Origin of the sequence: Agrobacterium tumefaciens (assembly GCF_009649785.1) — a bacterium.
In the GTDB taxonomy this organism is placed as follows: domain Bacteria; phylum Pseudomonadota; class Alphaproteobacteria; order Rhizobiales; family Rhizobiaceae; genus Agrobacterium; species Agrobacterium tumefaciens.
This window is the reverse complement of sequence record NZ_WJOK01000003.1, coordinates 299,306-325,304: the sequence shown is the minus strand read 5'-3', so window position 1 is coordinate 325,304 and position 25,999 is coordinate 299,306. Positions and strand designations below refer to the sequence as shown.

The following is a 25,999-nucleotide window of genomic DNA, read 5'->3' as shown; positions in this document are numbered from 1 at the left end:
CATGACTATTATCGATCGTCGCAATCTCCTGAAACTCTCCGCTGCGGGTGCGGCAGCACTTGCCACGCCCGCCTTCGTGCGCAACGCAAATGCCAGGACCCGCAACATTACGGTCGCCTCCCTGTTCGCGGACGACAAGCCGGAGACGAAAATCTGGGTGAAGATCAGCGAGCTGGTGGAGGCAAAGCTGCCCGGCCGTTTCCGCTTCAACATCGTCAAGAGCGGTGCGCTGGGCGGCGAAAAGGAAGTGGCGGAAAATATCCGTCTCGGATCGGTTCAGGCGAGCCTTTCCACGGTCTCTTCGCTCTCCGGCTGGGTGCCGGAACTGCAAATCCTCGATCTGCCCTTCCTGTTCCGCGATGCAGACCATGTGCGCAAGGTGGTGACGGGCGAGACCGGCAGCGAGCTGAAGACCAAGCTTGGCGCGCAGCAATTCGTGGCCGTAGACTTCATCAACTACGGTGCGCGCCATCTCCTGACCAAGGAGCCGGTAACCCGGCCAGAGCAGCTCAACGGCAAGAAGATCCGCGTCATCCAGAGCCCACTGCACACCAAGCTGTGGAGCGCCTTCGGCACCACGCCGGTCGGCATTCCCATCACCGAGACCTATAATGCACTGTCAACCGGCGTAGCCGACGCCATGGATCTGACGAAGTCCGCCTATGCCGGGTTCAAACTTTACGAGGTTGTACCCTACATGACCGAGACCGGCCATATCTGGGCATCGGGCGTGGTTTATTATGGTGCGGCTTTCTGGAACCAGCTCGATGACGAAGAGAAGAAGGCCCTGACCGAAGCATCAAGCGAAGGCGCGCTCTATTTCAACCAGCTGATCGTCGAGGACGAGGCGAAGTCTGTGGAGCTTGCGATTTCGAAGGGCGGCAAGGTGTTGCAGCCGGAAGCCTTGGATGAGTGGCGCAAGGGTGCGCAGGGCGTCTGGCAGGATTTTGCCGGCACTGTCGGCGGCATCGAGAAAATACAGGCGATCCAGTCGGCCTGATACCGATGCACTATTGTGAATGGGGAGGGCGCAGGAGCGCCCTCCCCATTTTTTTTGATCAGCGGATATCCTGCGGCAGAACGTCCGAAGGAATATTCTGGTAGGAAACAGGGCGCGTGAAGCGGCGGATCGACATGGTACCGACCGAGGTCGCGCCGAAGTTCGTGGAAGCCGGGTAGGGGCCGCCGTGAACCATGGCTTCGGAGACTTCAACGCCGGTCGGGAAGCCGTTGGCGAGAACGCGGCCGGCCTTGCGCTCGAGGATCGGCAGCAGCTTGCGGCCGAGTTCGGCGTCACCTGCGTCAAGATGCATGGTCGCTGTCAGCTGACCTTCGAAGCTCTTTGCCACTTCGATCATTTCTTCAGCGCTGTCGACCGTCACGATCAGGCCGAGCGGTCCGAAGACTTCTTCGGCGAGCGCGTGGTTGGCAACCCAGTCCTTGCCCGAAACGCGGAACAGGTAAGGCGTTGCGTTACGCAGATCGCAGGTGGTGGTCAAAACGTCGCGCACGCCGTTGCCAGCTGCGATGCGGTCGCGACCGTCACGATAGGCAGCGGCGATACCGTCGGTCAGCATGACCTGCGGGCCGACTTCGGAAAGGGCCGCCCGTGCGGTTTCCGACACAGCATCCGCCTGCGAGGCAAGCACCACGGCAATGCCGGGATTGGTGCAGAACTGGCCAGCACCCATGGTGAGCGAACCTGCCCAGCCCTTGGCGATGGCTTCACCGCGCGCGGAAACGGCTTCCGGCAGCAGGAACATCGGGTTGACGGAACCGAGTTCGCCGAAGAACGGGATCGGTTCCGGACGCTGGGCGCAGAGATCGAACAGTGCGCGGCCACCGGCGAGCGAGCCGGTGAAGCCGACTGCCTTGATGCGCGGATGCTGGACGAGCGCGGAACCGACATCGCGGCGGCCGCCCTGGATCAGCGAGAAGACGCCGGGATGCAGATTGTGCTTCTTGACGGCGGCGAGAACGGCCTCGGCAATGATTTCACCGGTGCCGGGATGGGCGGAATGGCCCTTGACCACAACCGGGCAGCCGGCTGCGAGAGCGGCGGCGGTATCACCACCGGCGGTCGAGAAGGCGAGCGGGAAGTTGGACGCACCGAAGACCGCAACGGGGCCGATCGGACGCTGCATCAGACGGATATCCGGGCGCGGCAGCGGCTGGCGATCCGGAAGCGCTTCGTCGTGGCGGCGGTCGAGATAGTCGCCCTTGCGGATATGCGATGCGAAAAGGCGAAGCTGTCCGGTGGTGCGGCCGCGTTCACCCTGCAGGCGTCCTGCGGGCAAGCCGGTCTCGGACGTGCCGATTTCAGTGATGGCGTCGGCGCGGGCCTCGATCTCATCGGCGATGGTGTCGAGGAATGCGGCGCGCTCTTCGCGGGTCGTGTAGCCGTAGCTCCAGAAAGCCTCTTCGGCTGCTTCTGCGGCCGCATTCACCAGATCGACGGTGCCGACCGAAAAATCAAAAGCTTCGCCATGTGCAGGCTCGCTGCGGAATTTCGCTTCCGTGGCGACCCATTCTCCTGCAACCAGATGTTTGCCGTGCGGCTTGAAACTCATTGTGCTCTTCCCTGAAAATCTGATCCTGTGTGGAAAATCCACCCGATACCGTAAAACCGGACCGAAGGGCGACAGCCTGAAAGGCCATCAGCCGCGATCCTTGTCCGGTTGCTCTCTGCCTTAGCCCGAGTAAGGCTTCAGCGAAAGCCGGTTTGTGCAGTATCTGTCCAAAAAGTGTGATTTATTGGGCGGTGGAAGAAAAAGACGATCTTCCGTTTATGCGCGCAGCGCTCTATTGTGACGCCATGATGACAAATAGACTTCCGAAATACATCGCCTGGTCGGTTCTGCTGCTGATCGTGATCGTTACAGTTTGCCCGATCGGGCTTCGGCCGCATACGCTGACGACCGTCGGCATCGACCGCGCCGCCGCCTTTGCCTTCTGTTCGGCTGCCTTCGTGCTGGCCTATCCGCGTTACTGGCTTGCCATCATTGTCGCGGGTGTCGTGGCGGCTTTCGGCATCGAGGCGCTGCAATTTCTGTCGCCCACACGGCATCCGCATATGACAGATGCAGTTGTGAAAGCCGTTGGCGCCATTGCCGGTGGGCTTGCCGCCTTTTCGTATCTTCAATTCAGGACGCGATTGACCGCAAGCTAAGAGGCTGCCGGCGGCCAATCGTGACGGCTTAATTAGCCTGCTTCGCCAATCCGAAACGGCCATGCGACAGCGTGCGCTCGATGCCGCGAAGCTCTGCCAGCCCCTTCAATCGGCCGATGGCGGGATAACCCGGCTGCGCCCCGCGCGTCAGGTCATCAAGGATTTCCTGGCCATGGTCGGGCCGCATCGGAATGGTGTGGTCTGCACGGCCCTCCGCGCGACGGCGGGATTCTTCCGACAGAAGTGCTGCGATAACGGCGACCATATCCGTTCCACCTTCCAGATGCTCGTCCTCGAAGAAGGAGCAGGGCACGGTGTCCGTGTCGCGCGTGACGTTGCGCAGATGCACGAAATGGATGCGGTCTGCAAAACGGCTGGCGATGAAGGGCAGGTCGTTATCCGCCCGCGCGCCGAGCGAGCCGGTGCAGAGCGTAACGCCATTGGCCCGGCTGTCGACTTGCGAGAGCATATGGGCGTAGTCGGACTCCGTTGAAAGAATACGCGGCAGGCCGAGCAGCGGCCATGGGGGATCGTCGCCGTGGGCGCAGATGTTGATGCCGACCTCTTCCGCGACCGGCGTCACTTCTGACAGAAAATCGATCAGGTTCTGCTGCAGTTTTTCGCGGTTTATGCCGTGATATGAGCGCAGCTTTTCGAGAAGCTGGCTGAGCGTGTAACCATCCGCCGAACCCGGCAGGCCCGCGCCGATATTACGTCCGAGTGCGGCGATCTTCGTATCCGGCATGTCGGCGAAACGTTTTGCCGCTTCCTCGATCAGCCACTCCGGATAATCGGTCTTTGCGTCGGGGCGTTTGAGAATGTGAATGTCGAAGGCGGCGAAATCGGAAAGGTCAAAACGCATGGCTTTTGCGCCGTGCTTCGTTTCCCAGCGCAGATCGGTGCGGGTCCAGTCCAGCACCGGCATGAAATTGTAGCAGACGGTGCGAATGCCCGTGGCGGAGAGGCGGCGCAGCGTCTCCTGCCAGTTGGCGATATGGTTTTTCCAGTCGCCCGTCTGGGTTTTGATCTCCTCGGAGACCGGCACGCTTTCCACCACGTCCCAATAGAGCCCACCGGCCTTGATCGCCTCATGCCGCTTGGCGATTTCATCCACCGGCCAGACATCGCCGGTGGCGATGTGGTGCAGCGCGCTTACGATGCCTTCCGCCCCTGCCTGAGCCGCATCCTGAACCGTGACCTTGTCCACCGGGCCGAACCAGCGCCATGTATATCTCATTTTCTGTCCTCAAATATCATTCTGCGGAAAATGTCAGCTGCACCTTGCAGGCGGCGGAGCGGTCTCCAGCCTGCTCGAATGCGGATTTCGCTTCTTCAAGCGGGAAGCTGTGGGAAATGATCGGCCGCACATCGATCCCGCGCGTGGAGATCAGGCGGGCGGCAATGGCGAATTCGTCGTGGAAACGCTGCGAGCCGCGCCAGAGGATTTCCTTGCCCACCAGCGCATTGAGCGGAATGGTTATGTCACCGGTGACGCCCACCTGCACGACAGTGCCGCGCGGACGTACACAGGCGAAGGCGGCGCGAAGCGCAGGTGCCGCGGCGGAGCAATCGAAAACGACGTCGAAATACCCCTTATTGTCCTGATAGGGTAAAAGTGCTTCTGCGTTTTTCGCGACATTGATGGTGCGGTCCGCCCCCATGGCGGGCGCGCGCTCCAGCGCCGCATCGGTCAGGTCGGTGGCGAGAATGATGCCGGCACCGGCATGGCGGGCGGCGGCAATCGTCAAGAGGCCGATCGGCCCGGCGCCCGTTACCAGCACCTTGGCGCCGGTCAGATCACCCGCTTGTGCGACGGCATGCAGGCAGACCGCAAGCGGTTCGGTGCAGGCGGCTTCGGCGGGCGAAGTGGTGTCTGAAAATGTCGCGCATTGTTTTGCGGGAACAACGAGCCGATCACGGAACATGCCCTGTTCGTGCGGCAGGCGCATGGCGCTGCCCATGAAGCGCATATCGAGGCAATGGATCGGTTGGCCCTTCAGGCAGAAATGGCAATGGCCGCAAGGCTGCGAGGGATTGACGGCGACGAGTTGGCCGAGTGCGAGCCCGCTGACGCCTTCGCCCAGCGTATGCACCCGCCCCGATGCCTCATGGCCGCAGATGATCGGCTCGCGCACCCGCACAGGCCCGAAGCCGCCGTCCTGATAATAATGTAGATCGGAACCACAAATGCCGCCCGCCGCCATGGTCAGCAGCACTTCACCGGGGCCGGGCGCCTGCATGTCCTGCGTTTCAACGCGGATATCTTCACGGCCGTATAGACGTGCCACGCGTGTCTGCATCACCGTGCCTCTCATCGTATGTGTATTGGATGAATGAAACCCGCGCGGCTAGCCGCGCGGGCATTGCGTCGATTAGCGGATTAGGCCCATCTCGGTCGGCAGCCACAAGGTGATTGCCGGGATGAAGGTGATCAGCAGCAGCGCCACGAACAGCGGCACCAGCCATGGCAGAATGGCGACGGTGGTGCGCTCGACGGAGAGTTTCGCCACGCGTGAGAGCACGAACAACACCATGCCGAGCGGCGGATGAAGCAGCCCTATCATCAGGTTGAGGGTGATGATGAGGCCGAAATGCACCGGATCGATATTGAACTGCAGCACCAGCGGCAGCAGGATCGGCACGAGGATGGTGATTGCCGCGATCGTGTCTAGGAAGCAGCCGACGAACAGCATCAGCAGGTTGACCAGCAGGAGGAAAATCCACTTGCTGTCGGTGATCGTCAGGATCGCCGCCGATAGCAACTGTGCTGCCTGGCTCACCGTCAGAAGCCATGCGAAGATTGATGCCGCCGCAACGATGAAGAGAACCGATGCCGTGGTCTCTATCGTGTCGAAGGTCGATTTTGCCAGCGACTTGAACGTCATCGTCCGGTAACGGACAAGTCCGAGGAACAGAGACCACAACACGGCTGCGACAGCCGCCTCCGTCGGCGTGAACCAGCCCATCGTCATGCCGCCGATCAGGATCACCGGCGTCATCAGGGCCATCACGGCAGAGAAGTCGAAATACCAGTCGCAGGCGAGCAAGACCACCAGCACGATCAGGATCGACAGGTTGAGCGACAGGCCAAACAGCGTCAAGAGATAGATGCCGAGCGGGACCATCATGACGACGAGCACTTCAAGCGAAGCGCCGAAGATGGTTCTGAGGTTGAACGGCGTATCGGAACCCCAACCCTTGACGTAGGCGAAAACGGCAACGGTGATCATCATCAAAAGCGTCATGACGACGCCCGGAACGATGCCGGCCATGAACAGTGCGCCGATCGAGACGTTTGCCATCATGCCGTAGATGACGAAGGGCAACGATGGCGGAAAGATCGGCCCGAGCGTTGCGGAAGCGGCGGTGACGCCGACGGCCGCTTCGACCGGATAACCATGATCCTTCATTGCCTTGATTTCGATGGTGCCGATGCCGGCGGCGTCGGCGAGGGCCGTGCCGGACATGCCGGAAAAGATTACCGAGCCGATGATGTTGACCTGTGCCAGACCACCTTTCATCCAGCCGACCAACGCCACGGCAAAGGAATAGATGCGTCCCGTCACCCCCGCCGTGTTCATGAGATTGCCGGCAAGGATGAAGAAGGGAACGGCGAGAAGCGGGAAGCTTTCCACGCCCGCAATCAGACGCTGCGCCGCGATGATATCTGGCGCGACATTATACGAGACGATGTAGAGAAGCGATGCCGTGGCCATTGAAATGGCGACCGGCAGGCCGATCAGCATCAACAGAAGAAACGAGCCGATAAGAATAAGCATATGTTCAATCCCCCGCGCTCTGGAATTCTTCCGGCCGTTCCAGAACGGAATAGCCACGCTGCATATTGGCGATGAAGACCTGCACCGAACGGAAGAACATCAGGACGAAAGCGGCCAGAACCGTATAGAAAACGATGTTGCGCGGCAGGGCGACGGTGACCATTTCCTCGTCCGCGACGATTTCCAGATACCGCCACATCAGCCACGAGGTGTAGGCGAAGAACACGATGCGCAGCACGTCGACAAGGATCGACATGACGCGGGCAACCTGCGGCGGAACGTAGTGATAAAGCACATCCACCTGGATGTGGCGTGACATGCGCACGCACATGACCGAACCTAGAAACACCACGCCAATCAGGCAGTTGACGGCGATTTCTTCCGTCCAGGCATAGCTGTCGTTAAGCACGTAACGGGTAAAGAATTGAAGGAACACGCAACCTGTCATCAGCCAGAAAAGGCCAAGCGTAACCCAGTCCTCGAAGGCGTAGACCTTCAGGTCGACTTCGGGCGGCGCCTCGTCAAACGTGTGGGCGAGTTCTTCAGGCGTGACCTGAGTATGAATTTCCTGCGACATTGAGATATCCCGTCTGGAGAGAAAGGGCGGTGCGGCAACGGAGGCCGCACCGGATCTTGGCTCACTTGACGGCGCGAATGGCTTCCCAGTCGGCCTTGTCGTAACCGAAGTCCTCGAACTTCACCTTCTCCATGACGTTCTTCTCAAAGTCCGCCTTGTCCACCTCTGCGACGTTCAGGCCGCGCTTTTTGAACTCTTCCACGAGGCTTTTTTCGCGTCCTTCGATTGTCTTCGTGGTCCGCACGGCGGCTTCCTGCATGACGTCCGTGAAGATTTTCTTGTCTTCATCGGAAAGCTTGGACCACAGGTTCTTCGAGATCACCGTGTTGAGGTGGTCGACGATGTGGCCGGTCAGCACGATGTTCTTCTGCACTTCGAAGAACTTCTTTGCCTCAATGGTGGTCAGCGGGTTTTCCTGTGCATCGACCGTGCCGTTCTGAAGCGCCAGATAGACTTCTGCGAATGCGATCGGCGTCGTGTTGGCGCCGCAGGCGCGTGGCATGGCGAGATAGGCCGGAACGTCGGGAACACGCATCTTCAGCCCCGCCATGTCGGCGCAGTTGGCAATCGGCTTGTTCGACGTGGTGTGGCGCGTGCCGTAATAGCTGACGGCGGCGATGTGGTTGCCGGTCTTGTCCTCGTAACCCTTGGCAAGACGCTTGAAGATATCACTCTTGGTATAGGCGATCAGATGGCTCGGGTCGCGGAAGATATATGGAAAATAGGTGACGCCGATCGGCTTGAAGTCACGTGCGGCAAAACTGGAGCCGGAGATGATGATATCCACCGTGCCGATCTTCAGGCCCTGGTTGATATCCGCTTCCTTGCCGAGCTGCGAGGCGGGGAATACATCCACCTTGTAGCGGCCGTCGGTGCGCTTGGCGATTTCTTCCGCAGCCCAGACCGAATCCGTGTGAAACGGTTCGGAGGTCTCGTAGACATGCGCCCATTTCAGCGTTGTTTGCGCCTGTGCCGCCAAAGCCGAAAGCAAAATGGCAGCGGTTGCGCCCATCAAAGTCGACAATCTGATTTTCATTCTTAACTCCTCCCGAATTAAAGCCAGATTTCTGTTTTTCCCGTCGCCGGTTTCGGCGCGGTCACTCTTCTCCGATCGTTTCCTCCCCGAAACTCTCGGAAAATCTCTTTTGCGACAGCGTCAGATGCTGGCGCATCGCCTCGCGTGCGCCTTCCGGATCGTTCGCCGCGATCGCGTCGCGGATCACCCGGTGTTCCTGAACGGCAAGAATCCATGTGTGAGGACCCTCGAAATAGCTGGCGAGCTTTTCGAAATAGGGCGAAAGGCTGCGCTCGTCATAGATCAGGCCGGTAAAGCGGTTCAGCGCCGAGTTGCCGATGATGTCGGCAATGGCGGTGTGGAAGGCGCGGTCCAGGTTGAGGGCCTGCGGCGAATTGTCGAGCGCCCCGGCCATGCGTTCGATGATGTCGTCCAGCCTGGCGATGCATTCAGACGTGGCAAGCCGCGCGGCCTCCTCGGCAATAGCGCTTTCAATGATGCAGCGCGCCTGCAGGATTTCGAATGGGCCGTGCGCGTCCGGCACGGGTGACTTTGCCTTGTTAGCCGTTCGCGACGTGTTCACATACACGCCCGAACCCATGCGGATATGGATATGGCCTTCCACTTCCAGAACGATCAGTGCTTCCCGCACCGTCGGGCGGGACACGCCAAAACGTTCCGCCAGATCGCGCTCCGCCGGCAGGCGCTGACCGTCCGTCAGTTCCCCGCTCTCGATAAGCAAGCGAATTTGTTCCGCGACCAGCCTGTAGAGGCGGCGCGGCTCCAGAGCCACAAACATGATGTCCTCCCAGCGCGAAAGTCTCCCCCCTTCGCGCAAGCGGTAAGATGGTCTTACCAATTTTATTAGGTAGGATTTATGCGGTGCTGTCAATTGGCCGGTAGAGGAAAACTACACGGCGAAAGACTGGGGACCGGTGCAGCAGGCTCGGCGCAATGGATTGGATTTTACGAAACGTGATTGATCCTCGGGGCAGACCCGAGGATGACACCGCATGTTTGGGTTGGCTTTTCAGCCCTTGTTACTTGTGAGCTTCAAGCCGCCGCCGTCGCCGATAGTGACGTCCAGCTCACCGTACCCACCGATCGAAAGGTGCGGCGTTTCGATGGGATGCGAATGAGTGGCGTTAATGACTACGACCGTTGCGCCCATGCTTTCCCCCGCCAGAATGCCGGCGGGCGCATCTTCGAAGACGACGCAGTCTTCAGGTCCGACGCCGAGCTTCGCAGCAGCCTTTCTGTAACCCTCCGGGTCAGGCTTGCCGTTCACAACGTCCTCGGCGCAGATCATCACTGGAGGCGGTGTGAGGCCTGCCGCAGCCAACCGGAGTTCGGCAAGGGCGCGGGCGGCGGAGGTGACGATGGCCCATTTTCCGGCCGGCAGTTTCCCAAGAAATGCGGCTGCCTGCGGAATCTGGAGGATGCCGTCAACATCGTCCATTTCCTTTTGCAAAAGCATATCCGCCTGTTCCTGGATATCGAGGCCGGGAACTGCCTCGCGACGCACAACCTCGGATGCGCGCATGCCATGGATGCGCTGCAGGAAAGCCTCCGGCTCTATGCCGTTGTCTACGGCCCATTCGCGCCAGACCCGCTCCACCACCGCAATGGAATTCAGCAGCGTTCCATCCATGTCGAACAGGAAGGCGCCATATTCGCGCGAGGAGATCTGGGCGGTCGCCGGGACTTTGCTGTGCATCGCATTCTTCCGTTGGATGTGTCGGGTTGGCCTCGTGTCTATAGCATCGGCAGGCATAACGGAATCGTTTTTCCGCTCATCAAGCAAATGGCGACCCATCCGCCAGTGGCAGACATCGTGCCGGAATCGGGCAGTTTGCACGGACTGCGACTCGGGGCATGGTCAGGCAGGGGAGGCGGCGTCCGCATACGGTCATGCGGGCGTCAGGTTGCAGCAAGGATCAACTGCTATTGTGAGTTTTCGAAAGAAGTCAAAGTTCGCAAAATCAAAAGCTAAACGGAGCTTATGAATGTTGTGCATGAGATTTTTCGCAGCGGAATTCTCTTAACGAAACCGTCGTTTAAGGGGCGTTGTTAACCATTTGTTAACCATATTCGAGGTACCTAATTGTCAACGATTTGTTTACCAAGATGACCAAAGTGCTAACAGACCAGCGTTCGATCCGTATCAAAGGCCGCTCCTTCCTCGCGGTCGTTCTGTCCCCTGAAGCTCCGCTCGATCAATGGCTGGAACGGCTGGATGATCTTGCTGCACGTTCAGCCGGGTTCTTCCTGTCGCGTCCGGTGGTTCTGGATGCGTCTGAGCTGTCGCTGGACAAGGCAGGGCTGAAGGCTCTGCTGGCAGCGCTGACGGAACGTAATGTCGGCATCATGGGGATCGAAGGTGTTCGCCCCTCGATGATCGAGCCGGGCATGCCGCCGTCGCTGAAGGGCGGAAAGCCCGCTTCAGATGTCGAGGTCGAGCCCGTCGCCATTGCCGCCGAATTGCCCGAAGAAAAGCCGCGCGCTTCGGGCGAGGTTCGGGCCGTGGTCCAGTCGCTGGTCATCAACGAGCCGGTGCGCTCCGGCCAGTCGATCATGTTCCCCGAAGGCGATGTGACCGTCATCGGTTCGGTCGCCTCGGGTGCGGAAATCATCGCGGGCGGGTCGGTGCATATTTACGGGGCGTTGCGCGGTCGCGCCATGGCCGGTTCGCTTGGCAATGTTTCGGCGCGCATCTTCTGCCGCAAGCTGGAAGCGGAGCTACTGGCAATCGACGGCGTCTACAAGGTTGCCGAGGACATTGACGACAAGCTGCGCGGCCAGCCCGTTCAGCTGTGGCTGGAAAACGATACGATAAAGGCCGAAAAACTTGGCTGACGACATAGAGAAAACAACACAGGAACAGGAGAGCCGTATGGGGAAGGTAGTCGTTGTTACTTCCGGCAAGGGCGGGGTTGGCAAGACCACCTCGACCGCAGCGCTTGGCGCCGCATTGGCGCAGAACAAGCAGAAGGTCGTGGTTGTCGATTTTGACGTCGGACTGCGTAACCTCGATCTCGTCATGGGTGCTGAACGCCGGGTGGTCTACGATCTCGTCAACGTCATCCAGGGCGATGCCAAGCTGACGCAGGCGCTGATCCGCGACAAGCGCCTCGAGACGCTGTTCCTGCTGCCCGCCTCGCAGACACGCGACAAGGACAATCTGACGCCGGAAGGCGTGGAATGGGTAATCGCCGAGTTGAAGAAACATTTCGACTGGGTCATCTGCGACAGCCCGGCCGGTATCGAACGCGGAGCGACGTTGGCCATGCGCCATGCGGATGTGGCCGTCGTGGTCACCAATCCGGAAGTCTCCTCGGTGCGTGACAGTGACCGCATCATCGGCCTGCTCGATTCCAAGACGCTGAAGGCCGAACGCGGCGAGCGCATGGAAAAGCACCTGCTTCTGACGCGCTACGATTCGGCCCGTGCCGAGCGCGGCGACATGCTGAAGGTCGACGACGTTCTGGAAATCCTCTCCATTCCGCTGCTCGGTATCATTCCCGAAAGCACGGATGTGCTGCGTGCTTCCAACGTCGGTGCACCGGTTACGCTCGCGGATGCCCGTTGTGCACCTGCCATGGCTTACTTCGACGCTGCCCGCCGCCTGTCAGGCGAGGACATTCCGGTGGTCATTCCGGGCGAAAAGCGGGGTATCTTCTCCAAGATCTTTGCTAGGAGGGCTGCATGAGCATTTTCGGCCTATTCCGTAAACAAAAGTCGGCACCGCTTGCGCGCGAGCGACTGCAGGTGCTGCTTGCCCACGAAAGGGCGTCGTCGGGAACCGATCTCGTCGCCGTCCTCCGGGAAGAAATTCTCGCCGTCATCGCCAAGCATGTGCAGATCGATAACGATCGGGTGCATGTGAAGATGGATCGTGACGAGCACGTCTCCATACTGGAGATCGATGTCGAGATACCGTTGAGCGCCGACCTGCGCGCCGCGTGATGTTTTCTCCGAATACCGCCGCCCCTTGCAGGGCGGCGTTTTTCTTTACTCGGCCGTCGTATCGACCGGCATTCTAAATGCCTCGGCCAGATCGTCGGGAAGCGGGCGCTTGAGGTTTATGCCGTTCGGCGGGATCGGCGCGTTGAACCACTTGTCGTAGATCGCGTTGATTTCGCCGCTTGCATAAATTTTCCCAAGGGCTTCGTTGACGGCGTTCTTGAAGGCGGTGTCGCCCCGTCGGAGCATCAGGCCATAGGGTTGTGGTGGGGCGAGATATTCGTTCGAGATGGAATAGTCTTCTGGCTTGCCCGTTTCAGCGACGAAGGACCTCAGAAGAATATCGTCCATGACGAAGGCCGAGGCTCGATCTTCCGTCACCATGTCGAAACTGCCTTCCGTACTGTCATTTTGCAGGACGGCGATGTTCAGTCCCAGTTTGCGGTTAAGCACATTCAGCTGACTGATATTGATCGTTCCCGTCGTCACCACCACGGTTCGTCCGGCAAGATCGCTGACGCTTGTCATGTTGCTTGATTTCAGCGCGACATAACGCGTGCCGGTGATGAAGTGGCTGTAGGAAAACCACACTGCCTTGCGTCTTTCCTCCGTATTCGTGCTCGCCACGCATTCCATGTCGATTGTGCCGTCATTGAGAAGCGTGATGCGGTTGCTGGGGGTGCGCTTGACGAAATCGATTTTCAATTCCGGCAGGCCCAACTTCTTCTTGATGGAATCCGCCACCTTCAGGCACAGTTCGATGCTGTAACCGATCGGCTCCGGACCAATTCCCATATAGGAAAAGGGAAGATTTCTGTCGGCAAAGCCGAGCCGGATGGTGCCGGTTCTGGCAATGGTTTCGAGTGTAGGCGGTTGGGTCTCGTCGGCGGCTGCAATGGTGGGTAAAAGACTAAAAACCCCAAGCATGAGCCACAATGTCGATCTCTGCATCGCGCATCTCCAGCCAAAATTATCTGTCAAAACATTTTCATAAAATAGAGGTGGGGTTTTTACTCCCTCAGTCCCGGTATTCGCTCGGATGGTCATAGGCTTGTTTTAACGAGGCGGTCATCGGCAGGTTCAGGTTCATGCCATTGGGCGGAATGGGTTTGGTGAACCATTTTTCGTAAAGGCCGTGAATGGTGGGACCGGTGAAGATCTGCCGCAGGCTTTCGTTGACCGCCGCCTTGAAGGCCGGGTCGTTGCGCCGAAACACCAGGCCGTACGGTTCGGGTGCGCTCAGCGTTTCGTCCGAGAGCGCGTAGAGGTCGGGATTCTCCGATGTTGCCGCCAGCGCCGCCAGCAATATGCCATCCATGACGAAAGCAGAGGCCTTGCCGGCAACGACGAGTTCGAAGGCTTCCTCATTGGTTTTTGTGGGCATCACCGAGATATTTAGGTTCTTTTCGCGGTTCACCGCATTCAGCTGCTCGATGTTGACCGTGCCGGAGGCGGATGTGACGGAGCGTCCGGCCAGATCGGCAAGGCTCTTCAGATTGTCCTGTTTACGGGAGAGAAATTGCGTCGCGGTCATGAAATTCGGATAGGAGAAATCTACCATTTTCCGGCGTTCGCTGTTGTTGGTCGTCGCCGCGCATTCAATATCGATCTTGCCGCTACGGACGAGAATGAACCGGGTTGCGGGCGTGGCCTTTACATATTCAATGTCGAGTTTGTCCAGCTTCAGTTGCGTGCGGATGTCCTCGCTGATCGCGCGGCAAAGATCAGTCGAGAAGCCGGTCACTTCTCCATCCGGCAGCTGATAGGAAAACGGCGGTTCGGCCTCACGATAACCGATGCGGATTTTCGCGGTCTTGGCAATCTGCCGAAGCGTATCGCCTTCGCCGGCGGCCTGCACCGGAGTTGTGGGGATAAAGCATGTGAGGAAAAGGCAAAATACTGAAATGCGCATTTTATGTCCTTTTGGCTGTCAGCCGCGTTCTCAAATCGCTTTTTGTGGCGGGTAATAGGTTTCCTGCATCGGTCGCCCGACGTCGCTATATTCGTCGTTTCCGGTTTGGGCGATGACGGCACGGTTCTTGAGTATCCGGGCAAGCGGCGCCGGCTCGGCAAAATAATAGCCCTGTGCCTCGTCGCATCCGGAAAGCTTGAGGGCCTCGACCTGTTTCTTGTCTTCCACGCCCTCGGCGGTGACTTTCAGGCCGATCTGTTCTGCCATGTCGATGATGGTGTTGACGATGGCCGAGCACATTGGATTTTCCGGCAGGCCGGAAACGAATTCGCGGTCGATCTTGATCTTGTCGAAGGCAACATGCGTCAGCGTGCTCAACCCGGCATAACCGGTGCCGAAATCATCAAGCACGAGGCGGACGCCCATTTCCTTCAGCAGCTTTAAAGCCCTGGCGCTGTTGTCGCGCTCCAGCATTGCCGTTTCCGTCACTTCAAGCTCGAGCCGCTCGGCCGGGAAGCCGGAGGCTTTCAGCGCGCCGTCAACGATCGGGACAATATCGTCATTGCAAAGCTGCACGGCGGAAAGATTGACGGCAAGTCGGATATCCCTGGGCCAGGTCATGGCGTCCATGCAGGCCTGCGCCAAAACCCATTCGCCCAGAGGTTTGATGAAATTGTTTTCTTCGGCAAGCGTTATGAAGCGATCCGGCGTGATGATGCCAAGCTTGCTGTGCCGCCATCTGGCAAGGGCCTCGTAGGCGACAATGCGGCCGCTCTCCAGATTGACCACGGGCTGGTAATACAGCTCGAATTCGTGGTTTTCGAGCGCGGATTTCATGTCTATTTCGAGCGCGTGCTTGTGCTGCGCCGCCATGTCCATGCCAGGCTCGTAAAAGACAAAAAAGCCGCATCCCATGGATTTCGCCCGGTAGAGACCAAGGTCCGCATGTTGCAGAAGCTGGGTGGCGGAGTTGCCGTGATCGGGCGCGCAGGCGATGCCGATGCTGGTATCGACGCTTATATGGCTACCTTCGAGGCTGAAGCTGCGCGAGACCGCATGGACCACGCGCTTTGCCAGCGCGCCCGCATCCTCGCGACAATTATCGCTCACCGCTTGTATGATCGCAAATTCGTCGCCGCCGAGCCTGCTCACCATGTCGTTTTCACCGAGCACGGAGGAAATCCGCGAGGCCACGGCCACCAGCAGTGCGTCGCCTGCCGCGTGTCCCAACGTATCGTTGACGGCCTTGAAGCGGTCGAGATCGAGCAGCATGACGTTGAACGGCTGGCCTGACGTGGAAAGATGTTCGAGACGGTTCTCCAGCGTCTTCATCAAGAGCACGCGGTTGGGAAGCCCCGTCAGCGCATCGTGATGGGCCATATGTTCCAGTTGCTGCGCCATGTCGCGGATCTGCCTGAGCCGTCCACGTTCCAGAACGGCCTCCCGCAGGGTTTCGATGGCGGTGGCCATGTCGCCGATCTCGTCCCGTCGATCCTGAAACGGCGTGACGACATCGGTTTCCTCACGGGCGATCCTGAGTGTCGCCTGCACCAGCGCCGGAACGGGTTTCAGAAAATGCCTGGCAATCAGCGTCACGAGAACGCCGGTGACGGTCAGAACAACGATCAGGGCGACGAGCGAATTGTAGATGAGCTTGCGCTGCGCGCCATAAAGCGCGTCCGAACCGCCGATGCTGACGGCGACCGCGCCAATCGGCTTTTTCGTTTCCGTGCTGATGATCGGCAACAGGCCGATATAATGGCTGGAATCGCCAATCGTCGCAAAGCCGGTGGCAAAACGCGCGGCGACCGCATCTCTGGAGAAGATGGGATCGGTGGCAATCGGTTTTTCGGCGTCGTCGGCGGCGTTGTCGAAGGCCGCCGCGATTTGACGGAATCCGGAATCGGCCTCATCGTAGCGGAAAAGCCAGACGGCATTCTTGGTCTGCGCACCGATGAGGGCGAGAACGTCGCTGGGGTTGAAGCCGGTAACGAGGATGGAAGCGTCGTCGCCAATCGGCTTGTCGGTCAAGATGCCGTTCACCTGTCCGTCCGTGTCGGCGGTGACGCTGACATAGGTATAGATGCTGCGCAGGGTGGCGCTGGCAATCTGTGAATTGACGCGGGCCTGGTTGAGCCATTGCTCGCTGGCGGCGGCAACGAACATGTACCAGCCGACGAGCGCCCCGATGCTGTAGGAAAAGATCACGCCGCCGAGAAATATCAGGGTTATCTTGCTGGCGAGCGAACGCCGCCGCGAAAAGCGGCCCGGCACCGGCTGCGTCGTTGAGCGAAGCGTGTCACCGGTTTCAGTCTGTCTATCTATCCCCCGATAGGCAGTCTCTTCCATTCGCGATATTCCCCCGCGATGTCGCGTTATGATTGTTTTATGGAATTTTTATAGGGCATGTATTTCAATGGTGTCTGCTAAATAATTCAACAAAGTTTAGATGCGATTAAGAATTAATCCGTCTTTTTATAGTCGCCGCTTATATAAGGCGCCGAAAATATGTACCTCAGGTTGAAATATTCGATGGCTTGTGATGGGACATCGACGCCAAATACGCCGATGCATTGGGGCCCCTTTTCGCGCTCATCAACCGGGCTTTATGGTTGCAAGGGTACCGCGATTGACCTTGCCAAGCTGCCGATAAACGGCATGTTGTGCGTAACATGCCGGTTTCAGGGAACATATCATGGCTCACAAGGGCAAAAACATCGCGCAGCTTTCCATTCTCATCCAGAGCGGCCATCTTGATCCGCGCGCCTTGGCGGAAGAGACCCTTGATGCAATCGGGAAATCGGAAGACCGGGCGATCTTTGTCGGCTTGACGGCGGAGCGGGCCATGGCGGAGGCGGAAGGCGCCTTGAAACGCATTCGCGAGGGTCGATCCTGCGGCGTGCTCGACGGCATTCCAGTGGCCTGGAAGGACCTTTTCGATCTCGAAGGCACTGTGACCACGGCTGGATCGACGGTGCTTTCGAATGATGCGCCTGCGTCCCGTGACGCGGATGTGGTGAGCGCGCTGAAGGACGCCGGGATGGTCTGCATCGGCCGTACCAATATGAGCGAGTTCGCGTTTTCCGGCCTTGGCATCAACCCGCATTACGGAACGCCGCGCAATCCCGCTTCCACGGATGGCCACCGGCTGCCGGGCGGCTCTTCTTCCGGCGCGGGTGTCGCGGTTGCGGCCGGCCTGGTGCCGGTGGCGATCGGTACGGATACCGGCGGATCGGTGCGCATTCCCGCCGCCTTCAACGGTGTGGTGGGGTACAAGGCGAGCCGCGGCCGTTACTCGATGCGCGGCGTCTATCCGCTGGCTAAAAGTCTCGATTCGCTCGGCCCACTCACTCGCACTGTGCAGGACGCCGTGTGGGTAGATGCCGCCATGCGTGGCAAGGCGGCTTTTGACGCGGCGCGTACGCCTCTGTCCGGCTTGTCGCTCGTCGTGCCGGAAACAGTGTTTTTCGATGGCATCGAGGAGGGCGTCGCGGTCGCTTTTGAGCAGGCAGTAGAACGGCTTTCCCGCGCCGGCGCTTCTGTACGGCGGCAGGCATTCCCGGTCTTTTCGCAATTATTCGATCTTATCAAGGAAAAGGGTGCGCTGGTAACGGCGGAAGCCTTCGCTCTGCACAAGGCGCGGCTGGAAGGTGCTGATGCGGCTCGGATGGACCCGCGCGTGGTTGCGCGAGCAAGACTGGGCGCGAATATCTCCATGCCGGATTACATCGCCATCATCGAGGCGCGCGAACGCATGACGGCGGCTCTTTCGGGCATGATTGGCAAGAATGAGCTGCTGATATCGCCGACATTGCCTCATGTCGCGGCCAAGGTCGCACCGCTTGTGGAGAATGATGAGACCTTCTTTGCAATGAATGCCAAGACCCTGCGCAACACCCAGATTGGCAACTTCTTCGATCTCTGCGGCGTTTCCATTCCCTGCGGCACGGGCGAGGCGGGCATGCCCGTTGGCCTGCTGCTATCAGGCCTGCACGGCACGGATGACCACGTTCTGGGTGTGGCGATGGCTGCGGAAGAAATTATCCGGGGTTGATGATAGGGAAAAGGCGGCCTTGTTTGGCCGCCTCTCAATGCACGCTTCAACGTGCCGCCCAGTTGGCGCCGCGGCGGAACATGGTCTTCATCTGCGGCACGGAAAACTCCTTGGCCTGATGACCGAGCGCCGAATAGAAGACGCGGCCCTTGCCGTATTTGCGTTTCCAGACCACCGGCATCACTACACCGTCGATCCACCAGGCGTGGTCGCCGGTGAATTTTGTCGTCGCCAGCACCTCGTTGGAGGGATCGACATGCATGTAATATTGCTCCGATGTGTAGGGGAAATCGGAAATTCCCTCCATCAACGGGTCGTCGGGGCGGGTGATGTTGACGTGATAGTCGATGATATTGCCGGGATGGGCGACCCACTGGCCGCCGATCATGAACTGGTATTCGACGCAGTCGCGGAAACTGTCGCCTGCACCGCCATGAAAGCCGGCAATGCCGACGCCGTTTTCGACGGCGGCGGTGAGGTTCTTGATCTCTTCCTTCTCGATCTTCGACATTGTCACGATCGGCACGACAAGGCTCAGGTCATGCACGGACGGATCTGCAAAAGCCTCCGTGCTGTGTTCGACATAGACCTTGAAACCATCCTCTTCCAGAATATCCTTGACGATTGTGGCGCATTCCTGCGGCTCGTGGCCGCTCCAGCCGCCCCAGACGATGAGTGCTTCGCGCATTTATTTCCTCCTCGGGATTATTTGCCGAGCTGGCCGTCGACCAGCGAAGTTTCAAGGGGAGCAGGGCGCTCCACCTCGGTGGTGATGGAAACGGTGGTGCCGCTGTCCGATGCCGTCTGGAAGGCTTCCATGACCTCCAGCACGTGCAAGGCAAGATCGCCATTGGCGCGGTGCGGGCGGTTTTCGCGGATCGCATGGGCCATGTCGGCCACGCCGATGGAGCGGTAGTTGCCGTCAGCATAGGGCGAAGACAGTGCCTGCGGCTCGAACTGGCCGCCCTTTTTCAGCAATTGCACCTCACCGCCGAAATGATTGGGGTCGGGCACGATCAATGTGCCTTCCGTTCCGTAGATTTCCAGCGGTACATGTTTGTGGCCCGCCACATCAAAGCTCATGCCCACCTGCACCACCGCGCCGTTCTTGAATGCCAGCACGCCGGAAACATGGGTGGCGACATGGACTGGGATTTTCTCGCCATTCTTAGGTTCGCTGGTGATGAGGCGTTCGTTGCGCGGCGCGATGGCGAAACCTGCCACCTTGGCGACCGGGCCGAACAGGTTGACGAGATCGGTGATGTAATAGGGTCCCATATCCAGCATCGGCCCGCCGCCGACTTCGTAATAAAAGGCGGGGTTGGGATGCCAGCGCTCATGGCCGGGGCACATGAAGGTAGCCGTTCCGCCAACCGGCTGGCCGAGCACGCCTTCGTCTATCAGGCGGCGCGCGGTCTGGTGCCCGCCGCCGAGGAAAGTGTCCGGTGCCGAACCGATGCGCAGGCCCTTTGCCTTTGCCGCGTCCGCAAGCCGTTTACCCTCCGCGAAATTGATGCCGAGCGGCTTTTCCGAATAGGCATGTTTTCCCGCCTCAAGTGCGCGCAGGCCCACCTCCACATGCGCCTTGGGAATCGTCAGGTTGACGATGATTTCCACGGAGGGGTCAGACAGAAGTTCGTCGATACTTCTTGCCTGAAGGCCGAACTCGTCTGCCCGCGCTTTCGCTGCCTCCTCGTTCATATCCGCCAGTCCGCGAATGTCGAGAATGGGAAACGACGCCATCGCCTTGAGATAGGCGCTGGAGATGTTGCCGCAGCCGATGATGCCGATGCCGACCTTGTTCATGTGATTTCCTCCCGTAAATCAGAAATGCCTAAGCCCACTCTCAACCTTGCCGGCTAGAGCGCCGGCCCTGTGGTGTTCCATGGCGATTCGTAAAGCTCGTAAAGTGCGACGGCTGCCGCCCCCTGCGCCCACAGTTCGTCGCTTGCAACGTCGAAAACCAGCTCTGCGACGCCTGCCAGCGATGGCGGCACGGCGGCGTTGTAACTGTCGCGGATGCTGGTAATGAAGGGCTCGCCGAGCTCGAGACTGGAGCCGGTGATGATGACCCGTGGCGGCGCAAACAGCGTGACGATATTGGCAAGCGTCAGGCCAAGGGCTGCACCGGCGCGCAAGGCTGCCGCTATAAGATCGTTGTCTTCCGCCGCAATCAGCGCATGGGCATGCTGCATGCCGCGACCAAGCCGGATAGCTTCTGCAAAACGCCCGTCCACCGGGCGGGAACCGAGAATGGCGTTCTCGCCCGCCTGGCTCGCCAGCCGCACGGTTCCTTCACTGGCAAGGCCGATCACGAGGTCACCGAGATTGTGGCTGAGGCCGCCTGCACCACGAAACAGCTGGTTTTGATGCATCACGCCAAGCCCGAGTGTCTGCTCGAGCGAGATCAGCACCATGTCCTCAAGATCGCGCGCATGGCCGAACCAGTGATGGGCAAGCGTGATGGCGTGGGCGTCGCTTTCGATGATGGTGGGGGAATTCAGCCGTGAGGTCATTTCCTCGGCAAAATCGACGTTTACTTCCCGCAGGATAGGGCTGCTGCGGATCCTGCCGGTGCGATGTTCGATGACGCCTGGCAGGCCAAGGCAGACCATGTCCACATCTTCCAGCGACAGTCCGGCATCGACCACGCAACGCCTCACCCCGTCTTCCACCAGATCGGCAATGACGCCGATCGGTTGGCGGTCTACACGGATCGGCAGGGCGAGGGTGGACAGCACGTTGCCGCAAAAATCGGTGACGACGAAGACCATGCGGCTTGCCGCAATCTTGGCGCCCACCACGCGCGCCGCATCCGGGTTCAGCTCCAGCATCACCCGCGGCCTGCCGCGTGCGCCCTCCGTGCGGATATCGCCGATATGGCGGGTAAGGATAAGCCCGTCATCGAGCAGCGATGCGGTGATCGCCGATACGGTGGTGGTGGAAAGCTGCGTTCTTTCGCTGATTTCCACCCGGGAGATCGGTCCGTGGCGGCGGATGCTGTCCAGCACGCTTAGCCGGTTGATCGCGCGCATCAGTTCTGGGTCTGCGGTCTTCATGGGGTCCTGCTGCGATCAATGCCGGTTCGAAAACCAATTTATGTCGGATTGCGGATTAAATAACGGTGTCAGGGAGGGGTGTGTCAAGCCATTCGCTCAAAAAATCAGCATGGCGCCTTGACAATGAGCGAGTGCTAAGGTGAATTAATCCGCATTGGGGAATAAATGAGGAAATCCCCGAGGGAGGATCACGATCATGACGATTAGGCACGCAGGCGCAAGCCTGGGCGGCAGGCTGATAGGCTTTGCCACAACGACAAGCATTGCTCTCATGCTCGGCGCCGCAAGCGCCTCGGCCGCAACGGTCGTTAAATGGATGCATGTGGAGCTGGACCCGAAATCCGTGGCCGTCTGGGAGGAGATTGCCAAGGAATATGAGGCCAAACATCCTGACGTGGACGTGCAACTGCAGTTTCTGGAAAACGAGGCGTTCAAGGCAAAATTGCCTACCCTGCTGCAGTCCAACGACGTTCCCGATTTCTTTTATAGCTGGGGTGGCGGTGTTCTTGAAGAGCAGTCCAAAACCGGTGCGCTGAAGGACCTGACGGAAGTTTTCGACGCCGATGGTGGCAAGCTGCGCCAAGCCTATAGCGCGGCCGCAATCGATGGTCTGTCGTTTGACGGCAAGGTCTGGGCCGTGCCTTACCGCGTCAGCCTCGTCAGTTTCTTTTATAACAAGGAGCTGTTTGCCAAGGCGGGCGTAAAAGCGGAAGACATCAAGACCTGGGACGATCTCGGCGCCACCGTCAAGAAAATCAAGGCAGCGGGCATCGTTCCGATTGCCGGTGGCGGCGGCGAAAAATGGCCGATCCATTTCTACTGGAGCTATCTCGTCATGCGCAATGGCGGGCAGACCGTGTTCGACGCCGCCCGCAAGGGCGAGGGTGAAGGCTTCATGGATCCCTCCATCATCAAGGCGGGCGAGCAACTGGCCGAGTTCGGCAAGCTCGAACCCTTCCAGCCCGGCTATCTCGGCTCCACCTGGCCCCAGGCGCTCGGCGTCTTCGGTGATGGCAAGGCCGCGATGATCCTCGGCTTTGACAATACTGAAGCCAACCAGCGCAAGAATGCCGGTGACGGCAAAGGCCTTGCGGCAGAGAATATCGGTCGCTTCGCCTTTCCTGCCGTCGAAGGTGGTGCTGGCAAAGTCACCGACACGCTGGGCGGTCTGAATGGTTGGGCAGTCACGAAAAACGCTTCCAAGGAAGCGATCGATTTCGCGGCCTTCCTGACCAGCAAGGAAAGTGAAGAGAAGATGGCGGCTGCGGGCATGATCCTGCCGGTTGCGACGGGTGCGGATGGAGCGGTCAAGAACCCGCTGCTGGCAGATTCGGCCAAGCAGCTTGCAAGCTCTACCTGGCACCAGAACTTCTTCGACCAGACACTGGGCGCTGCCGTTGGCCGCGTGGTCAACGATGTCTCCGTCGAAATCGTTTCCGGCCAGATGAGCGCCGAAGAGGGCGCCAAGCAAATTCAGGATGCTTTCGAGCTTCGCTGATTTCGGTTCCATGACGGCGCCGCGCGGGACGCGGCGCCGCAGTATCTGCCTGAATGAAAGCGGATAGAGATGACGGATATTTCCATGACTTCTGCGTCCATACCGGCGCGCGGCGCGTCGAAGACGAAGCGCAAGCAAAGCTCGGTCGCGCATGACCGTGCGCTGACCCTGCTGGTCTTCCTTCCGCCCGCATTGCTGCTCTTTACCCTGTTCGTCATCCTGCCCATGGGCGAGGCGGCATGGTACAGCCTTTACCGCTGGAACGGTTACGGCACGCCGACCGATTTCGTGGGCTTGAAGAATTTCCAGGTCCTGTTCGGCAATGCCGCCTTTTCGCAGGCTCTGCTCAATAACGGCCTCATCATCCTGATTTCCGTGCTGATCCAGATCCCGCTGGCGATCTGGCTTGCCATGATGCTGGCGCACCGCCTTCCGGGCGTCGTTGCCTTTCGGCTGGTTTTCTTCCTGCCCTATGTCCTTGCGGATGTCGCGGCCGGCCTGATCTGGCGCTTCGTTTATGATGGCGATTACGGCCTTTTCGCTGCCATCTCCAATTTCTTCGGCTTCGCCAACCCTTACGTCCTGGCCGACAAGGATGTGGCGATCTACGCCGTGCTTGGCGTCATCGTCTGGAAGTATTTCGGTTTCCACATGATGTTGTTCATCGCCGGCCTTCAATCCGTCGACAAGAACGTGCTGGAAGCTGCCGAAATCGACGGCGCCTCCGGCTGGCAGAAGTTTCGATACGTCACCTTGCCGATGCTCGGCTCAACGGTGCGCCTGTCCGTCTTTTTTGCGGTGATCGGCTCGCTACAGCTGTTCGACATGATCATGCCGCTCACCGGCGGCGGTCCGTCCAACTCCACGCAAACCATGGTCACCTTTCTCTATACCTACGGCGTCATGCGCATGCAGGTGGGGCTTGGCAGCGCGGTGGGTGTCGTTCTCTTCGTTATCTGCGTGACGCTCGCCTTCGGTTACAAAAGGATTTTCATGCGCCATGACTGAACCATCCACTTCCGTCCGCATGCCGCTGCAAACAAAGCTCTATCTTTATATATCGCTGAGCCTGATCGCGGCCATCGTGCTCATCCCGCTTCTGACGACGGCGCTTGGCGGCTTCAAGACGCTGGGGGATCTGCGCGTCAACCCGTTCGGCTTGCCAGCCGAGTGGCAATGGGCCAATTACGGCGATATCCTCTTTGGCAAACGCTACTGGCTGCAGATATTCAATTCGCTGGTGATTGCGCTGTTGACGGTCTTTTTGACGCTGACCGTCTCGGCCATGGCCGCCTTCACCTTTGCGCATGTGAAGTTCTTCGGCTCGTCTTTCCTGCTGAATTACTTCCTGCTGGGACTGATGTTCCCGGCGGCGACCGCCATCCTGCCGCTGTTCATCCGCATCCGCGATCTCGGTCTGCTCGATACCTATTGGGGCGTGGTTCTGCCGCAAGTGGCTTTCGGGCTCGGCATGAGCATCCTTCTGTTTCGCAATTACTTCCGCAATCTGCCGGAAGAGTTGTTTCAGGCCGCTTTCGTGGATGGTTGCGGCTATCTGCGCTTCTTCTGGCACATTTCGATGCCGCTCTCACGACCCATCGTGGCGACGGTTGGGATCGTTTCCTTCGTCGGCAGCTGGAACAGCTACATTCTGCCGCTGATTATGCTGAACTCGGAATCGAAATATCCCTGGCCACTCGGCATCATGGTCTATCGCGGCGAATTCGGCACGGAATGGCAGCTCGTGCTCGCCTTCATCACGCTGACGATCCTGCCGACCGTCATCGTCTTCTTCCTCGCACAGAAACACATCATCGCGGGCCTGACGGCCGGTGCCGTCAAATCGTGACTTGAAAGGAGCAAAACATGGCTTCCGTCGAACTTAGGGATATCCGCAAGTCCTATGCCTCGCTCGATGTCATTCACGGCATCTCGCTCGATATAACCGATGGCGAATTCATTGCGCTGGTCGGGCCTTCGGGCTGCGGCAAATCTACCCTGCTGCGCATGATCGCCGGGCTGGAGGAAATCACCGATGGGGATATCCTCATTGGCGGCACCGTCGTCAATTCCATGACGCCGCGCGAGCGCAATATCGCCATGGTATTCCAGTCCTATGCGCTTTATCCGCATATGACGGTCGCCGAAAACATGGGCTTCAACCTGAAGCTTGCCGGGCAGCCGAAAAACGTCATCGATGAGCGCGTTGCGGAAGCCGCCCGCATGCTCGATCTCGGCAAGCTTCTGGACCGCAAGCCCTCGCAGCTTTCTGGTGGCCAGCGCCAGCGCGTCGCCATGGGCCGCGCCGTGGTGCGCAACCCGGCCGTCTTCCTGTTCGATGAGCCGCTGTCCAATCTGGATGCCAAGCTGCGCGTGCAGATGCGTAGCGAAATCAAGGCTCTGCATCAGAAAGTAGGTACGACCTCCATCTACGTCACCCATGACCAGATCGAGGCAATGACGCTGGCCGACCGGGTGGTGGTGCTCAATCACGGCCGTATCGAGCAGCAGGGCACGCCGCTCGAACTTTATAAGACACCTGCCAATCTCTTCGTTGCAGCCTTCATCGGCTCGCCGGCCATGAACCTCATCGAAGGCGTGGTCGACGGCGAGGGCGATCAACCTGCCGCCCGGCTGAAGGACGGGACGGCGATCCGCATTGCCGCCTCAAGAAATGTCAAGCGCGGCCAGTCGGTGACGATTGGGTTGAGACCGGAACATATCGGTTCGACCGTCGGCGGCGATATTTCGCTGTCCGGCAGGACGGTGTTGGTCGAGCCGACAGGCGCGCAGACGCATGTGGTCTTCGAACTGGCGGGCGATCAGGTTACGGCGGTGGTGGATGGCGAGCAACTGGTCAAGGTCAACACCCCCTTTGCCGCCACCGTGCATCACGAGCGTGTGCATGTGTTCGACAGGGCAAGCGGTCTGGCGCTTTAGACGTGTTTCGTTTTTTAGTGGAATAACGAAATT

Annotated in this window: 24 protein-coding genes; 10 read left to right on the top strand and 14 right to left on the bottom strand. The window is 59.3% G+C overall.

Features of this window, described 5'->3' with window-relative positions; genetic code table 11:
- Position 1: 1 nt before the first annotated feature.
- On the top strand, positions 2–1,000 hold the full coding sequence (locus GH784_RS05240; RefSeq protein ID WP_003510767.1) for a TRAP transporter substrate-binding protein: 999 nt from the start codon (positions 2–4) through the stop codon (positions 998–1,000).
- 58 nt (positions 1,001–1,058) lie between these two features.
- Here the strand turns inward: GH784_RS05240 and GH784_RS05235 are convergent, their stop codons facing one another.
- Entirely contained in the window at positions 1,059–2,570 is a 1,512-nt protein-coding gene (locus GH784_RS05235; RefSeq protein WP_013761523.1) for an aldehyde dehydrogenase (NADP(+)), read from the bottom strand.
- Between the two features lie 245 nt (positions 2,571–2,815).
- On the opposite strand from GH784_RS05235, the gene GH784_RS05230 reads away from it, so the two are divergent.
- Positions 2,816–3,169, top strand: coding sequence for an antibiotic resistance protein VanZ (locus GH784_RS05230; protein ID WP_034501960.1), 354 nt, complete (start codon positions 2,816–2,818; stop codon positions 3,167–3,169).
- A gap of 28 nt (positions 3,170–3,197) precedes the next feature.
- Here GH784_RS05230 and uxuA read toward each other — a convergent pair whose 3' ends face one another.
- The 7 genes from uxuA to GH784_RS05195 form a co-directional block, all read right to left on the bottom strand.
- Entirely contained in the window at positions 3,198–4,406 is a 1,209-nt protein-coding gene (gene uxuA / locus GH784_RS05225; RefSeq protein WP_065703034.1) for a mannonate dehydratase, read from the bottom strand.
- Between the two features lie 16 nt (positions 4,407–4,422).
- Entirely contained in the window at positions 4,423–5,469 is a 1,047-nt protein-coding gene (locus GH784_RS05220; protein WP_038493962.1) for an L-idonate 5-dehydrogenase, read from the bottom strand.
- A 72-nt stretch (positions 5,470–5,541) separates the two neighbouring features.
- On the bottom strand, positions 5,542–6,948 hold the full coding sequence (locus GH784_RS05215) for a TRAP transporter large permease (protein ID WP_003510762.1): 1,407 nt from the start codon (positions 6,946–6,948) through the stop codon (positions 5,542–5,544).
- Positions 6,949–6,952: 4 nt separating this feature from the next.
- Positions 6,953–7,525, bottom strand: coding sequence for a TRAP transporter small permease (locus tag GH784_RS05210; RefSeq protein WP_013761519.1), 573 nt, complete (start codon positions 7,523–7,525; stop codon positions 6,953–6,955).
- Between the two features lie 61 nt (positions 7,526–7,586).
- Positions 7,587–8,561 (bottom strand): sialic acid TRAP transporter substrate-binding protein SiaP, encoded by a 975-nt coding sequence (locus tag GH784_RS05205; protein ID WP_013761518.1) that lies wholly within the window; start codon positions 8,559–8,561, stop codon positions 7,587–7,589.
- A 61-nt stretch (positions 8,562–8,622) separates the two neighbouring features.
- On the bottom strand, positions 8,623–9,339 hold the full coding sequence (locus GH784_RS05200) for a FadR/GntR family transcriptional regulator (protein WP_013761517.1): 717 nt from the start codon (positions 9,337–9,339) through the stop codon (positions 8,623–8,625).
- Positions 9,340–9,570: 231 nt separating this feature from the next.
- Positions 9,571–10,257: an HAD family hydrolase gene (locus tag GH784_RS05195; protein ID WP_065703032.1), complete on the bottom strand. Its 687-nt coding sequence runs from the start codon at positions 10,255–10,257 to the stop codon at positions 9,571–9,573.
- 410 nt (positions 10,258–10,667) lie between these two features.
- Between GH784_RS05195 and minC the strand changes: the two genes are divergently transcribed.
- Genes minC through minE form a run of 3 tightly spaced genes read left to right on the top strand, consistent with a single transcriptional unit; the run spans position 10,668 to position 12,506 of the window.
- Entirely contained in the window at positions 10,668–11,396 is a 729-nt protein-coding gene (gene minC / locus GH784_RS05190; protein WP_003510754.1) for a septum site-determining protein MinC, read from the top strand.
- 37 nt (positions 11,397–11,433) lie between these two features.
- Positions 11,434–12,249, top strand: coding sequence for a septum site-determining protein MinD (minD, locus tag GH784_RS05185; RefSeq protein ID WP_003510752.1), 816 nt, complete (start codon positions 11,434–11,436; stop codon positions 12,247–12,249).
- On the top strand, positions 12,246–12,506 hold the full coding sequence (gene minE, locus GH784_RS05180; protein WP_003510750.1) for a cell division topological specificity factor MinE: 261 nt from the start codon (positions 12,246–12,248) through the stop codon (positions 12,504–12,506). The genes minD and minE overlap by 4 nt, the downstream gene beginning before the upstream one ends.
- Positions 12,507–12,551: 45 nt before the next feature.
- Here minE and GH784_RS05175 read toward each other — a convergent pair whose 3' ends face one another.
- From GH784_RS05175 to GH784_RS05165, 3 genes are all read right to left on the bottom strand, one after another.
- Positions 12,552–13,454 (bottom strand): amino acid ABC transporter substrate-binding protein, encoded by a 903-nt coding sequence (locus GH784_RS05175; protein ID WP_003510747.1) that lies wholly within the window; start codon positions 13,452–13,454, stop codon positions 12,552–12,554.
- A gap of 67 nt (positions 13,455–13,521) precedes the next feature.
- Entirely contained in the window at positions 13,522–14,415 is an 894-nt protein-coding gene (locus GH784_RS05170) for an amino acid ABC transporter substrate-binding protein (RefSeq protein ID WP_060642281.1), read from the bottom strand.
- Positions 14,416–14,445: 30 nt separating this feature from the next.
- Positions 14,446–16,764 (bottom strand): EAL domain-containing protein, encoded by a 2,319-nt coding sequence (locus GH784_RS05165; RefSeq protein ID WP_153793229.1) that lies wholly within the window; start codon positions 16,762–16,764, stop codon positions 14,446–14,448.
- Positions 16,765–17,110: 346 nt separating this feature from the next.
- On the opposite strand from GH784_RS05165, the gene GH784_RS05160 reads away from it, so the two are divergent.
- Entirely contained in the window at positions 17,111–18,469 is a 1,359-nt protein-coding gene (locus GH784_RS05160) for an amidase (RefSeq protein ID WP_153793228.1), read from the top strand.
- 46 nt (positions 18,470–18,515) lie between these two features.
- Here the strand turns inward: GH784_RS05160 and GH784_RS05155 are convergent, their stop codons facing one another.
- The 3 genes from GH784_RS05155 to GH784_RS05145 are packed head-to-tail and all read right to left on the bottom strand — an operon-like array spanning position 18,516 to position 21,528.
- Positions 18,516–19,157, bottom strand: coding sequence for a ThuA domain-containing protein (locus GH784_RS05155; RefSeq protein WP_003510737.1), 642 nt, complete (start codon positions 19,155–19,157; stop codon positions 18,516–18,518).
- 17 nt (positions 19,158–19,174) lie between these two features.
- A complete protein-coding gene (locus GH784_RS05150) occupies positions 19,175–20,275 on the bottom strand; it encodes a Gfo/Idh/MocA family protein (RefSeq protein WP_013761510.1) in 1,101 nt (366 codons plus the stop codon).
- Between the two features lie 53 nt (positions 20,276–20,328).
- Positions 20,329–21,528, bottom strand: coding sequence for an ROK family transcriptional regulator (locus GH784_RS05145; RefSeq protein ID WP_003510733.1), 1,200 nt, complete (start codon positions 21,526–21,528; stop codon positions 20,329–20,331).
- Positions 21,529–21,724: 196 nt separating this feature from the next.
- On the opposite strand from GH784_RS05145, the gene GH784_RS05140 reads away from it, so the two are divergent.
- The 4 genes from GH784_RS05140 (at position 21,725) to GH784_RS05125 (ending at position 25,966) form a co-directional block, all read left to right on the top strand.
- Positions 21,725–23,026, top strand: coding sequence for an ABC transporter substrate-binding protein (locus GH784_RS05140; protein WP_153793227.1), 1,302 nt, complete (start codon positions 21,725–21,727; stop codon positions 23,024–23,026).
- A gap of 69 nt (positions 23,027–23,095) precedes the next feature.
- The gene (locus GH784_RS05135; RefSeq protein WP_003510729.1) at positions 23,096–24,034 is read left to right on the top strand and encodes a carbohydrate ABC transporter permease; all 939 of its coding nucleotides are present in this window, start codon (positions 23,096–23,098) and stop codon (positions 24,032–24,034) included.
- Positions 24,027–24,875: a carbohydrate ABC transporter permease gene (locus GH784_RS05130; protein ID WP_003510727.1), complete on the top strand. Its 849-nt coding sequence runs from the start codon at positions 24,027–24,029 to the stop codon at positions 24,873–24,875. The genes GH784_RS05135 and GH784_RS05130 overlap by 8 nt, the downstream gene beginning before the upstream one ends.
- Before the next feature lie 17 nt (positions 24,876–24,892).
- The gene (locus tag GH784_RS05125; RefSeq protein ID WP_003510725.1) at positions 24,893–25,966 is read left to right on the top strand and encodes an ABC transporter ATP-binding protein; all 1,074 of its coding nucleotides are present in this window, start codon (positions 24,893–24,895) and stop codon (positions 25,964–25,966) included.
- Positions 25,967–25,999 lie beyond the last annotated feature (33 nt).